This window comes from Streptomyces sp. Root431, assembly GCF_001426585.1.
GTDB lineage: Bacteria > Actinomycetota > Actinomycetes > Streptomycetales > Streptomycetaceae > Streptomyces > Streptomyces stackebrandtii.
Genome location: NZ_LMEI01000002.1, coordinates 47,034 through 59,592, shown reverse-complemented (window position 1 = coordinate 59,592; position 12,559 = coordinate 47,034). Strand labels below are relative to the sequence as shown.

Below are 12,559 nucleotides of genomic sequence, written 5' to 3'. Positions count from 1 at the left end.
GTTTTCCCTCGCGAGACGTCACGGAAAGTGACATGGAGTGAAAATCCGGCCGGGTCACCGAGGACGACGGCTCACTCCCCGGGCCACTCCGGCTTCCGCTTCTCGTTGAAGGCCGCCACGCCCTCCGCCCGGTCCCCCGAGAAGGCCACCGACCGCCACGCGGCGTCCTCGACCTCGAGACCGGCCCGCAGGTCCAGGCCCTGGCCGAGCCGCATGGCCTTCTTGGCGGCGCGCAGACCGACCGGCGAGTTGGCGGCGATGCGCCCGGCGAGCGCCAGGGCGCCGGTGCGCGCGTCCTCCTCCAGGAGGTCGACGAGGCCCAGCTCGCGGGCCTCCGCCGCCTCGACCCGGCGGGCCGTGAAGACCAGCTCGGCGGCGCGCGCCGCGCCCACCCGGCGCGGGAGGAGCTGCGTACCGCCGCCGCCGGGGATGACACCCACGGAGACCTCGGGGAGGCCGACGACGGCGGTCGCGTCGGCCACGATCACGTCGCAGGCGAGGGCCAGCTCGAAGCCGCCGCCGAGGGCGAAGCCGTGCACGGCGGCGACGGTCGGCATGGGCAGTTCGAGGACGCCGGTGTAGGCGGCGCGGGCGGTGGGGCGCTGGCGGACGAGCTCGGCGTCGGTGAAGGAGTTGCGCTCCTTGAGGTCGGCGCCGACGCAGAAGGCCCGGTCGTTCGAGGAGGTCAGGACGGTGACGCGGACGGAGGCGTCGGCGGCGAGGGCCTCGCAGGCGGCGCCGAGGGAGCGGGCCATCTCGGAGGAGACGGCGTTCATCGCCTTGGGCCGGTCGAGGACGAGCTCGGCCACATGCCCGTCCCCGTCCTTCCGGACCACCACGAACTCACCAAAACGCTGCTCGGACATGCCGCACACCCTCCCGACGGACCCGGGCCCGTTAACGACGGTTAACGGGCGTTCACCGTCAGATCCTAGGTCGGGCGGCGGGTCAGGAGCCAGGGCTCCACGACGCCGAGGCCGCGCACGGGCCGCTGCCACATCGGCTGGAGCGCGAAGCGGTACGTGGCGGGCTTGCGGCCCTCCTTCTCCGCGCGGGCCGCCTCCTCCGCCGCCTCGGTCTCCGAGACGGGCGCGTCCCCGGTCCTGGACAGCTCCTTCGCGAGCGCGCCGTCGACGAGCACGGCGTCCTTCGGAGCTATCGAGGTGAGGCGGCTGGCGAGGTTCACGGTGGTGCCGAAGACGTCGCCCATCCGGGTCGTCACCGTGCCGAAGGCGATGCCGACGCGCAGGGCGGGCATCGTCTCGTCGTGGCCGAGGGTCTCGATGAGCCGGAGGGCGATCTCGGCGGCCGTGCCGGGGTCGTCGGCGCAGTAGAGCACCTCGTCGCCGAGGGTCTTGATGAGCCGGCCGCCGTGCGCGGCGACGAGGTCGGCGCAGGTCGTCTCGAAGGCCTCGACGAGTTCGCCGAGCTCCTCCTCCTCCAGGCGGCGGGTGAGCCGGGTGAAGCCGACGAGGTCCGCGAAGCCGACGGCGAGCCGCCGGTCGACCATCTCCTCGTCGTCGGCGGCCTGCACGACCCGGCCGGTGGCGGCCGCGAGCTGCCGCCGCCACACGTAGATCAGGAACTCCTCCAGCTCGGGCAGGAGCAGCTCGACGAGGGGATATGTCACCTCGGTGCGGGTCATGCCGGGCTCGGGCGGCTCGGTGAGGCCCTCCAGGAAGGAGTCGATCTGCCATTCGGCCAGCCGGGCGGTGGTCTGTCCGGTGGAGCGGGCGACCTGCACGGCCATGGGCTCGCTGAGCAGTCCGGCCTCGACGAGACCGGCGAGCCGGCGCAGCGCGAGGACGTCGGCCTCGGTGAGCGCCTTGGCCTGGCCGATGTCGGCGAAGCCCATCGCGCGCCAGAAGCGGGAGGCGAGCTCCATGGAGACACCGGCGGTACGGGCGGCCTGGAAGGGGGTGTAGCGGCGGTCGGCGCCGAGGATCAGCTGTTCCAGCCGAATGGCGAGGGGGTCGTCGCTCGGCTCGGCCGTGTGGTCGACCTCGTGGTGGGGGGTGGGGTACGCGGAGGGCTCGGGTACGGGAAACGGGGATGGTTCGGATTCGCCGCCCGCGTTCGCGTCGTCGACGGTCACCGGCCGCCTCCTGCCCGTTCCCTGCCCACTTGTCCTGCCGATCTGTCGCCTGGATCGCGCTCCACGATACGACAGGTGTGGAATGGCTCACGCCTGAACGGCGAGCCATTCCGTCCCGTGGACGGGGTCCGACCCGTCACCGGACACCCGCGCCGCGCACCCCTCACCCCGGGATCGCCCTCGGCGGCCGTCAGGCGGGGGTCCGCAGGTGGACGATGTCGCCCGCGCCGACCGCCTCCGTGCCGCCGCCCTCCGTGGCCACCACGAGGCGCCCGTCGCCGTCCAGGGCGACCGCCTCGCCCTCCAGCATCCGCTCGCCGGGCAGGTCGGCCCGGACGCGGCGCCCGAGGGTCGCGCAGCCGGCCGTGTAGGCCGCCTGGAGGCCCGAGGCCTCGGGGTCGCCGTCGGCCCGGACCCAGTCGCCGTACCACTGGGCGAGGGAGCGCAGGACGGCCCGCAGGAGGGTGTCGCGGTCGGTGGAGACGGCGTCGGCGAGGAGGAGCGAGCCGGCCGCCGGGACGGGCAGCTCGCTCTCACGGAGCGTGACGTTGATGCCGAGTCCGACGACGATCGCGTCCTCGCCGGCGCGCTCGGCGAGGATGCCGCCGGCCTTGCGCTCCTCATCGCCGACGGAAACCAGCAGGTCGTTCGGCCACTTGAGGGACATGTCGGTCCCGGCGGCCTTCGCGAGGCCCGTCGCGGCGGCCACTCCGGTGAGCAGCGGGAGCCAGCCCCAGCGGTGCACGGGCACCTCCGGCTTGAGGAGCACGGACAGGAAGAGTCCGGACCGCGCGGGCGCCGTCCAGCTGCGGTCGAGCCGGCCGCGCCCCGCCGTCTGCTCCTCGGCGACGAGCACGGCCCCCTCGGGCAGCTCGTCGGCGCGGGCGGCGAGGTCGCTGTTGGTGGAGCCGGTGCTGCCGACCACGTCGAGCGAGGTCCACAGGCCACCGGGCTGCACGAGCGCGCGGCGGAGGGCGGGGGCGTTCAGCGGGGGCCGGTCGAGGTCGGACCAGGGCCGGCCTGAGCCTTGAGAGGTCGTCATGCAAGCCAGAGTAGGTGTGGCAAAGACCGCAGTGCCGAACCGTATCGGCGTCGATACGCTACGGGTCAGTAGCTCAGCAGTAGCCCATTCGTAGTCAACGAACCCCCCGTGACCAGGCAGGGAGCCGCATCCCGATGTCCGAGCCGGCAGAGCAGTACGAGATCGACATTCACACGACCGCGGGCAAGATCGCGGACCTCAAGCGCCGTATCGACGAGGCCACGCACGCCGGCTCGGAGCGCGCGGTGGAGAAGCAGCACGCGAAGGGCAAGCTGACCGCGCGCGAGCGGATCGCCCTTCTCCTCGACGAAGGGTCGTTCGTCGAGCTGGACGAGCTGGCCCGGCACCGGTCGACCAACTTCGGTCTGGAGAAGAACCGGCCGTACGGAGACGGTGTCGTCACCGGGTACGGCACGGTCGACGGGCGTCCCGTGGCCGTGTTCTCGCAGGACTTCACGGTCTTCGGCGGGGCGCTCGGCGAGACGTACGGCCAGAAGATCATCAAGGTGATGGACTTCGCGCTGAAGACCGGCTGCCCGGTCATCGGCATCAACGACTCCGGCGGCGCCCGCATCCAGGAGGGTGTGAGCGCGCTCGGCATGTACGGCGAGATCTTCCGCCGCAACACCCACGCCTCCGGGGTGATCCCGCAGATCTCCCTGATCGTCGGCCCGTGCGCGGGCGGCGCGGTGTACTCGCCCGCGATCACCGACTTCACGGTGATGGTGGACCAGACCTCGCACATGTTCATCACGGGACCGGACGTCATCAAGACGGTGACCGGCGAGGACGTGGGCTTCGAGGAGCTGGGCGGCGCCCGGACGCACAACGCGACCTCGGGCGTGGCGCACCACATGGCGGGGGACGAGAAGGACGCCATCGAGTACGTGAAGTCCCTGCTGTCCTACCTGCCGTCGAACAACCTCTCCGAGCCGCCGGCCTTCCCCGAGGTCGCCGACACCGAGGTGAGCGACGAGGACCGCGAGCTCGACACGCTGATCCCGGACTCGGCCAACCAGCCGTACGACATGCACAAGGTCATCGAGCACGTCCTCGACGACGGCGAGTTCCTGGAGACGCAGGCGCTGTTCGCGCCGAACATCCTGACCGGCTTCGGCCGCGTCGAGGGCTTCCCGGTGGGTGTCGTCGCGAACCAGCCGATGCAGTTCGCCGGCTGCCTGGACATCAACGCGTCCGAGAAGGCCGCGCGGTTCGTCCGGACGTGCGACGCCTTCAACATCCCGGTGCTGACGTTCGTGGACGTGCCCGGCTTCCTGCCGGGTGTGGACCAGGAGTACGGCGGCATCATCCGGCGCGGCGCGAAGCTGATCTACGCGTACGCGGAGGCCACGGTCCCGCTGATCACGGTCATCACCCGGAAGGCCTTCGGCGGCGCGTACGACGTCATGGGCTCGAAGCACCTGGGCGCCGACCTGAACCTGGCGTGGCCGACGGCGCAGATCGCGGTGATGGGCGCGCAGGGCGCGGTGAACATCCTGCACCGCAGGACCATCGCCGAGGCCGAGGACCAGGAGGCGGAGCGGGCGCGGCTGATGCAGGAGTACGAGGACGCCCTGCTCAACCCGTACATCGCGGCCGAGCGCGGCTACATCGACGGGGTGGTCATGCCGTCGGACACGCGCCCGCAGATCGTGAAGGGGCTGCGTCAGCTCCGCACGAAGCGGGAATCCCTTCCCCCGAAGAAGCACGGCAACATCCCGCTGTAGCCGCGTACGAGCGTTGAAGGAGCCGTTGTGATCAAGGTCGTACGAGGAAATCCGACGCCCGAGGAGCTGGCCGCCGCACTGGCGGTGGTTCAGGCCCGGGCCGCGGCCACGGCGGCGGCGTCCGCCGAGGGCGGCGGCCCGGCGGTACCGGAGGGGTGGTCCGACCCGTCCCGTATCGCGCGGACGGTGCGCCACCGGCCGGGCCCGCGGGCCTGGGCCAGGTCGTACTGGCCCGTGTAGCAGTCGGAACGCGAGAAGGCCGGACCCCGTGTGCGGGGGGTCCGGCCTTTTCCGTGCCCTGGTGTCGTACGGCTTCCCTTGCCCTGGTGCCGTACGGCTCTTCCGTGCCCTGGTGTCGTACGTGCCCTGATGCCGTACGGCGTCACCTGCGGCCGAGGAAGACGCCGGCGAGTACGGCTCCGGCGGCGACGATCGCGGCGTTGACGAGGACCGCGAGGCCGATGCCGTCGAGGAGCACGGGCGCGGTGACGACGACGGCGCTCATGATCGGCGTGCCCATGGTGATGCCGACCTGCTGGGTCATGGTCGCGAGTCCGGTCGCCATGCCCTGCTCGCCGTCGGGGAGCCCCGAGGTGGCGGTGACCATGAAGCCGACGATCGCGAGCATGTTGCCGACGCCGCCGGCGAAGGTCGCGGCGAGCAGCAGCGCGAGGCTGCCGCGGTCGTCGCCCAGCCCGTACAGGGAGAGGGTGGCGGCGGCCTGGAGGAGTCCGCCGGTGACGAGTGCGGAGCGGGCGCCGAAGCGGCCGATGAAGCGGGAGGCGAGGACGCCGCCGAGGACCGTGCCGGCGCCGAGGACGCCGAAGGCGAGTCCGGCGGCGAGGGGCGAGAAGCCGAGGACGTCCTGGAGGTAGAGGGTCATGAGGAAGACCAGCGAGGTCTCGGTGACGAAGGCGACGAGCCCGGCGAGGTTGCCCCAGACGACGGTGGGGCGCTTCAGGACGTGGACGGGGACGAGGGGTGAGGCGGCCCGGCGTTCGACGAGCACGAAGGCGACGAGGAGCGCGGCGCCCGCGGCGAGGGCGGTGAGCGCGGTGGGGTCGGTCCAGCCGTGTTCGCCGGCGACGGTGAGGCCGTAGACGAGGGCGAGGAGGCCGCCGGTGACGGTGATCGCGCCGGGGACGTCGAGGCGGGGGCGGACGGGCGGGCGGCTCTCGCTCAGGACGGCGGGGGCGACGAGGAGGACGGCGAGGGCCACGGGCACGTTGATGAAGAACGCCCAGCGCCAGGAGAGCAGGTCGGTGAGGACTCCGCCGAGGATCGCGCCGGTGGTGAAGCCCGCGGACATGAGGGCGCCGTTGAGTCCGAGCGCCTTGGCGCGCAGGGGGCCCTCCGGGAAGGAGGCGGTGAGCAGGGAGAGCCCTGCGGGGGTGACGGCGGCGGTGGCGAGGCCCTGGGCGACCCGGGCGGCCATCAGCATCTCGGGGCCGGTGGCGAGTCCGCCGGCGAGGGACGACACGCCGAGGAGGGCCATGCCGCCGAGGAAGAGGCGGCGGCGGCCGACGAGGTCGGCGACGCGCCCGAAGAGGAGGGTGAAGCCGGCGGCGGCGAGGGCGAAGGCGGTGGCGATCCACTGGAGGCCGCCGAGGGTGAAGCCGAGTCCCTGGCCGATCACGGGGAGCGCGACGTTCAGGATCGAGAAGTCGACGGCGAGCATGAATTGGGCGAGGAGGAGGACGACGAGGACGAGCCGCATCCGGCCGGTCATGCGGTCGGGGCGGAGGGGGGTGGTGGTGGGGAGATCCAGCGTGGCCATGACGAACGGCTCCTTAATGGGAAGCAAGTTCCGTTAAGATGTCCCGTACCGTAGCAGAGTCGAAGGTCTTAATGGAACAGGAGACCCATTTGAGTGAGAGCCGACCGGCCTCGCCCGGCACCCTCCGCCCCGGCGGCCGCACCGCGAAGGTCCGCGGGGCCGTCCTCGACGCCACCCGGGACGCCCTCGCGGACAGCGGCTTCCACGCCCTGAACATGGACCGGATCGCCGCGAGCGCGGGCGTCGGCAAGACCACCGTCTACCGCCGCTGGGGCTCTCCCGTCGGCCTCGTCACCGACCTCCTGCACGACATGGCGGAGCAGTCCCTGCCCGCCGCCGACACCGGCGGCCTCGCGGGCGACCTGCGGGCCAACGCCGAGCTCGTACGGGACACCCTCACCGACCCCCGGATGGGCGCCGTCTTCCACGCGGTCATCGCCGCGGCGGCCTGCGACGAGGAGTGCGCCCGCGCGCTCGCCGGCTTCTACCGCACCCGGCTCGCCGAATGGGCCCCGGTCGTCACCCGGGGCGTGGCCCGCGGCGAGATCCCCGAGGGCACGGACCCGGTGGAGCTGCTCCGCGCCGTCTCCGCGCCGCTCTACTACCGCTTCGCCGTCACCCACGAGGAGCTCACCGCGGACGTCGCCGAACGGGCCGCGGCGGCGGCGCTCGCGGCCGCGCGCGCCGGGGTCTTCCCCACCCCCTAGGGGGCTCGGGCAGCGCGAATAGTCCTTCGGTACGGGGACGCTTGAGTATCCGTACTCAGGCGCCCCGCGCCCGCCGGCCGCAGGATCGGAGCATGCTGTGGTCCGACCCGAAGAACGAGCCGCCGAGGTTCATGCGCGAGATGCAGGCGATGCTCCGCCGCGCCGGTGTGATCCTCGCGCTGGCGATGGTGGTGGAGATGATCGTGGTCAACGCGCGCTGAGCCGTGTCCGGACACGGCTTGGGAACTCCGGGGGCACGGCACTGACTACGCTGGCCCCATGACTGCTGACCCGCGCCGTGTCGTCCTCGCCTCCGCCTCCCCCGCCCGGCTCGGGCTGCTCCGTCAGGCCGGGCTCGCGCCCGAGGTGATCGTGAGCGGCGTCGACGAGGACAAGGTCCACGCCCCGACCCCGGCGGAGCTCGCGCTCGCCCTCGCGGAGGCCAAGGCCGCCCATGTGGCCGCCAGGCCGGAGGCGTTCGGCGCGCTCGTCATCGGCTGCGACTCGGTCCTGGAGCTCGACAAGCAGGCCCTCGGCAAGCCGGCCGACGCCGAGGAGGCCACCGCGCGCTGGAAGGCGATGCGCGGCCGGGTCGGCATCCTCCAGACCGGCCACTGCGTGTACGACACGGCCGCGAAGCGGTACGAGTCGGCGACGGCCTCCACCGTGGTCCGCTTCGGCGAGCCGACGGACGCGGAGATCGCCGCGTACGTGGCGAGCGGCGAACCGCTGCACGTGGCGGGCGCGTTCACCCTGGACGGGCGCTCGGCGCCCTTCATCGACGGCATCGACGGGGACCCGGGCAATGTGATCGGCCTGTCGCTGCCGCTGCTGCGCACGCTGCTCAGGAAGCTGGACGTCGAGATCACGGACCTCTGGGCCTGACACGCCCGACGGGCGGCCTGATCGCTCAGGCGGCGGCCGGCGCCTCCTCGGGGGCGTCGGTCCCCTTCTCGGGGACGTCGGCCTCTTTCCCGTACGCCACCAGGGTGAGGACGACGAGTCCGACCACGGTCATCAGGAAGGCGAACGAGGGCCAGCCGAGCAGGCCGACGGCGACCGCGCCGAGGATGCCGTGCACGACCGCGCAGCCGACGAGCAGCCCCCGGCCCAAGCGGCCCGGGCGGCGGTCGCGGATGCCCGCGACGAGGGCGACGAGGCCGCAGAGGACGAGCGCGACGCCGGAGCCGATGCCGAGACCCCAGGTGCCGGCGACCATGGCGTCGGGGTCCATGCCGTCCAGCGACATCGACTGGGCCTCCACGAAGCCCGCCATGACTGCGTTGATCGCGACGATGCCGGGTGCTTCGAGGAAGAGCACCGCCGCCGTCACGAGGGCTATCGGTCTGCGGGCCACCTCGGCCACCCCCTGGATTCGCCTGTTACCGACAGTACGATCGACAGCGCGAAGGCTACTGGCCGGTAAACCTCCGGACAAGAGTTCGCACACGAACGGCGGCGGCCGGTCGCTCGGCAAAGAATCAACGGGCCATTCGTAGAGACCCGACAAAGAAACCCGAATGGCGACTGGCCGGACGAACAGAGACCTGCGCCACACCTCGGAGCTACTGTGCCGTAAAGGAACCCTGCGTACCGTGGTGCGACAAGGGAATTCACGACCCGAGCAGGCCCGGGGTCACGCTCCGTGTGGGCAAGCTCACCACTGGGGACGGGTCGAAAGGCCGTGTCGGCAGTCCCTAAACTCAGCTTGTTTCAAGGAGGGAGCCATCGTGCGCAAGGTGCTCATCGCCAACCGTGGCGAAATCGCTGTCCGTGTGGCCCGGGCGTGCCGGGACGCGGGTATCGGCAGCGTGGCCGTGTACGCCGATCCGGACCGGGACGCTCTGCACGTCCGGGCGGCTGACGAGGCGTTCGCTCTGGGCGGTGACACCCCGGCGACCAGCTATCTGGACATGGCCAAGGTGTTGCAGGCCGCGAAGGACTCGGATGCGGACGCCGTCCACCCCGGATACGGCTTCCTCTCCGAGAACGCCGAGTTCGCGCAGGCCGTCCTGGACGCGGGTCTCATCTGGATCGGCCCGCCGCCGCAGGCGATCCGCGACCTGGGCGACAAGGTGGCGGCCCGTCACATCGCGCAGCGCGCCGGCGCCCCGCTGGTCGCCGGCACCCCCGACCCGGTCTCGGGTGCGGACGAGGTCGTGGCGTTCGCGGAGGAGCACGGGCTGCCCATCGCGATCAAGGCCGCCTTCGGTGGCGGCGGTCGCGGTCTGAAGGTCGCGCGGACCCTGGAAGAGGTCCCCGAGCTGTACGACTCCGCCGTCCGCGAGGCCGTCGCGGCCTTCGGTCGCGGCGAGTGCTTCGTGGAGCGCTACCTGGACAAGCCCCGCCACGTCGAGACCCAGTGCCTCGCCGACACCCACGGCAACGTGGTCGTCGTCTCGACCCGTGACTGCTCACTCCAGCGCCGCCACCAGAAGCTCGTCGAGGAGGCGCCCGCGCCGTTCCTGACGGAGGCGCAGAACGCCGAGCTGTACGCGGCGTCGAAGGCGATCCTGAAGGAGGCCGGCTACGTCGGCGCCGGCACGGTCGAGTTCCTCGTCGGCACGGACGGCACGATCTCCTTCCTGGAGGTCAACACCCGCCTCCAGGTCGAACACCCGGTCACCGAAGAGGTCACCGGCCTCGACCTGGTCCGCGAGATGTTCCGCATCGCCGACGGCGAGGAGCTCGGTTACGGCGACCCGGCGGTCCGCGGTCACTCCTTCGAGTTCCGCATCAACGGCGAGGACCCGGGCCGCGGCTTCCTGCCGGCCCCCGGCACCGTCACCGTCTTCGACGCCCCCTCGGGCCCCGGCGTCCGCCTGGACGCGGGCGTCGAGTCCGGCTCCGTGATCGGCCCGGCCTGGGACTCGCTCCTGGCCAAGCTGATCGTCACCGGCGCGACCCGCGAGCAGGCGCTCCAGCGCGCCGCCCGCGCCCTGGCCGAGTTCAAGGTGGAGGGCATGGCCACGGCCATTCCGTTCCACCAGGCCGTCGTCGTCGACCCGGCGTTCACCGCCGACCCGTTCCGGGTCCACACCCGGTGGATCGAGACGGAGTTCGTCAACGAGATCAAGCCCTTCGCGCCGGCCGGTGCCGACGCGGACGAGGACGAGTCGGGCCGCGAGACGATCGTCGTCGAGGTCGGCGGCAAGCGCCTCGAGGTCTCCCTGCCGTCCTCCCTCGGCATGACGCTGGCCCGCACCGGGCTCGCGGCGGGTGCCAAGCCGAAGCGCCGGGCGGCGAAGAAGTCCGGCCCGACCGCCTCGGGCGACACCCTCGCCTCCCCGATGCAGGGCACGATCGTGAAGGTCGCGGTCGAGGAGGGCCAGGAGGTCAAGGAGGGCGACCTCATCGTCGTCCTGGAGGCCATGAAGATGGAGCAGCCCCTCAACGCCCACCGCTCCGGCACCGTCAAGGGCCTGAGCGCCGAGGTCGGCGCCTCGGTCACGTCCGGCGCCACCATCTGCGACATCAAGGACTGACCGCAGCACCACGTACGGTACGAAGGGCCCGCAGGCAGCAGCCTGCGGGCCCTTCCGCCGAGGGGGTTCACCGATGCGAGCCGACGCGCGCCGCAACCACGAGCGGCTGCTCACGGAGGCCAGGGCCGCCTTCGCCGCACAGGGTGCGGACGCGCCCCTTGAGGAGGTCGCCCGCCGCGCGGGCGTGGGGATCGGCACCCTCTACCGCCACTTCCCCACTCGGGCCGATCTGCTGAACGCCGTCTTCCAGGAGGCCCTGACGGCGCTCCTGCACCGCTCGCACGAGCTGGCCGAGGCCGGCGAGCCGTGCCGGGCGCTCGTGGAGTGGCTGCGGGCCCTGATCGCCCACGCGGGCGAGTACCGGGGGCTCGCGCACGCGCTGATGTCCGCCTCGTACGACCGGAGTTCGGCGCTCGCCTCGTGCAGCGTGCCGCTGCGCGCCGCGGGCGAGGCGCTGCTCGGGCGCGCCCAGGCGGCGGGGCAGGTCCGTGCCGACGTGTCGATCGGCGACCTGATGCAGCTCACCAACGCGATCGCGCTGGCGGCGGAACAGTGCCCGGAGGACGCGGAGTTGGCGGACCGCCTGCTCGCGCTGACGCTGCGGGGACTCAAGGGCTGAGGTACGGGGACGGTACGGGGCACGGCCGCGGGACCCCTGGGGGAGGGCCCCTCACGACTCGGCTCGCCTACCCGGCTCTCCGGCTCAGCGGCGGCGCATGTCCGCGACCCGGGCCGTGCGCTCCAGCGTCTCCGCCGCCATCCCCCCGCCGGGCCCCCGGAACTGACCGGCCGCCATCCGTCCGCGCTGGACGGGGAGGGGCATGTCACGGCGGGGCCGGACGCCCGGGGGGTGCTGCTCACCGCCGACGGAGCCGGGCCCCGCGCCCGTACCCGCGACGGCGATCTGCACGCCCTGGTCGGCGAGGGCCTGGAGCTCGGAGGCGGCCCGCTCGTCGTGGGCCGGCGGCTCGTCGGTCACCAGCCGGGTGATGACGTCCGTCGGCACCGTCTGGAACATGGTGTCGGCGCCGAGCTTGGTGTGGTCGGCGAGGACCACGACCTCCGCCGCCGCCTGCACCAGGGCCCGGTCCACGCTCGCGGAGAGCATGTTGGACGTGGAGAGCCCGCGCTCGGCCGTGAGCCCGCTCCCGGAGAGGAAGGCCCGGGAGACCCGCAGCCCCTGGAGCGACTGCTCGGCCCCACTGCCCACGAGGGCGTAGTTGGAGCCGCGCAGGGTGCCGCCGGTCATGACGACCTCGACCCGGTTGGCGTGGGCGAGGGCCTGGGCGACGAGCAGGGAGTTGGTGACGACGGTCAGACCGGGCACGCGGGCGAGCCGGCGGGCCAGCTCCTGCGTGGTCGTCCCGGCACCGACGACGATGGCCTCACCCTCTTCGACGAGGCTCGCCGCGACGTCGGCGATGGCCGTCTTCTCCGCGGTGGCGAGATGGGATTTCTGCGGGAAGCCGGATTCTCGCGTGAATCCGCCCGGCAACACCGCACCGCCGTGACGGCGGTCGAGGAGTCCTTCTGCCTCGAGTGCCCGTACGTCCCTCCGTACGGTCACCTCCGAGGTCTGGACGACGCGTGCGAGCTCGCGGAGCGACACGGCCCCATTGGCTCGCACCATTTCGAGGATCAACTGGCGACGTTCTGCAGCGAACACGAAACTGACAGTAACGTGACCGGGCGATAGTTTTCAGCACTATGCGCCGAATTGCAGAAG

At 72.3% G+C, this 12,559-nt stretch carries 13 protein-coding genes; 7 read left to right on the top strand and 6 right to left on the bottom strand.

Annotation, left to right across the window (positions count from 1 at the left end; translation table 11 throughout):
- Nucleotides 1-71 precede the first annotated feature (71 nt).
- From ASC82_RS04110 to ASC82_RS04100, 3 genes are all read right to left on the bottom strand, one after another.
- Entirely contained in the window at nucleotides 72-866 is a 795-nt protein-coding gene (locus tag ASC82_RS04110; protein ID WP_056641686.1) for an enoyl-CoA hydratase-related protein, read from the bottom strand.
- 65 nt (nucleotides 867-931) lie between these two features.
- Complete coding sequence (locus tag ASC82_RS04105; protein ID WP_056641683.1) at nucleotides 932-2,095, bottom strand: adenylate/guanylate cyclase domain-containing protein; 1,164 nt, start codon at nucleotides 2,093-2,095, stop codon at nucleotides 932-934.
- Nucleotides 2,096-2,285: 190 nt separating this feature from the next.
- Nucleotides 2,286-3,137 carry a biotin--[acetyl-CoA-carboxylase] ligase gene (locus ASC82_RS04100; RefSeq protein ID WP_056641680.1) on the bottom strand — a complete coding sequence of 284 codons (852 nt, stop codon included), beginning with the start codon at nucleotides 3,135-3,137 and terminating at the stop codon, nucleotides 2,286-2,288.
- Nucleotides 3,138-3,271: 134 nt separating this feature from the next.
- Between ASC82_RS04100 and ASC82_RS04095 the strand changes: the two genes are divergently transcribed.
- Together ASC82_RS04095 and ASC82_RS04090 are read left to right on the top strand one after the other, a co-directional pair.
- Entirely contained in the window at nucleotides 3,272-4,864 is a 1,593-nt protein-coding gene (locus tag ASC82_RS04095) for an acyl-CoA carboxylase subunit beta (protein WP_056641677.1), read from the top strand.
- A 27-nt stretch (nucleotides 4,865-4,891) separates the two neighbouring features.
- Nucleotides 4,892-5,104 (top strand): acyl-CoA carboxylase subunit epsilon, encoded by a 213-nt coding sequence (locus ASC82_RS04090; protein ID WP_024758973.1) that lies wholly within the window; start codon nucleotides 4,892-4,894, stop codon nucleotides 5,102-5,104.
- Nucleotides 5,105-5,246: 142 nt separating this feature from the next.
- Here the strand turns inward: ASC82_RS04090 and ASC82_RS04085 are convergent, their stop codons facing one another.
- Complete coding sequence (locus ASC82_RS04085; protein ID WP_056641673.1) at nucleotides 5,247-6,641, bottom strand: MFS transporter; 1,395 nt, start codon at nucleotides 6,639-6,641, stop codon at nucleotides 5,247-5,249.
- 71 nt (nucleotides 6,642-6,712) lie between these two features.
- Here ASC82_RS04085 and ASC82_RS04080 point away from each other — a divergent pair, with 71 nt between their 5' ends.
- The 3 genes from ASC82_RS04080 to ASC82_RS04075 all read left to right on the top strand — a co-directional run bounded on the left by ASC82_RS04080 (nucleotide 6,713) and on the right by ASC82_RS04075 (nucleotide 8,233).
- Nucleotides 6,713-7,348, top strand: coding sequence for a TetR/AcrR family transcriptional regulator (locus tag ASC82_RS04080; protein WP_056641671.1), 636 nt, complete (start codon nucleotides 6,713-6,715; stop codon nucleotides 7,346-7,348).
- 92 nt (nucleotides 7,349-7,440) lie between these two features.
- Nucleotides 7,441-7,569: a hypothetical protein gene (locus ASC82_RS31335; RefSeq protein ID WP_260605506.1), complete on the top strand. Its 129-nt coding sequence runs from the start codon at nucleotides 7,441-7,443 to the stop codon at nucleotides 7,567-7,569.
- A gap of 58 nt (nucleotides 7,570-7,627) precedes the next feature.
- Nucleotides 7,628-8,233: a nucleoside triphosphate pyrophosphatase gene (locus tag ASC82_RS04075; RefSeq protein WP_056641668.1), complete on the top strand. Its 606-nt coding sequence runs from the start codon at nucleotides 7,628-7,630 to the stop codon at nucleotides 8,231-8,233.
- 25 nt (nucleotides 8,234-8,258) lie between these two features.
- On the opposite strand, the gene ASC82_RS04070 is transcribed toward ASC82_RS04075, so the two are convergent.
- Entirely contained in the window at nucleotides 8,259-8,705 is a 447-nt protein-coding gene (locus ASC82_RS04070; protein WP_056641737.1) for a hypothetical protein, read from the bottom strand.
- A gap of 373 nt (nucleotides 8,706-9,078) precedes the next feature.
- Here ASC82_RS04070 and ASC82_RS04065 point away from each other — a divergent pair, with 373 nt between their 5' ends.
- Both ASC82_RS04065 and ASC82_RS04060 read left to right on the top strand, forming a co-directional pair.
- Entirely contained in the window at nucleotides 9,079-10,833 is a 1,755-nt protein-coding gene (locus tag ASC82_RS04065) for a biotin carboxylase N-terminal domain-containing protein (protein WP_056641665.1), read from the top strand.
- Nucleotides 10,834-10,906: 73 nt separating this feature from the next.
- Entirely contained in the window at nucleotides 10,907-11,452 is a 546-nt protein-coding gene (locus tag ASC82_RS04060) for a helix-turn-helix domain-containing protein (protein ID WP_056641663.1), read from the top strand.
- Between the two features lie 84 nt (nucleotides 11,453-11,536).
- Here ASC82_RS04060 and ASC82_RS04055 read toward each other — a convergent pair whose 3' ends face one another.
- Nucleotides 11,537-12,499, bottom strand: a complete 963-nt coding sequence (locus ASC82_RS04055; RefSeq protein ID WP_078627141.1) for a DeoR/GlpR family DNA-binding transcription regulator — start codon at nucleotides 12,497-12,499, stop codon at nucleotides 11,537-11,539.
- Between the last annotated feature and the right edge of the window lie 60 nt (nucleotides 12,500-12,559).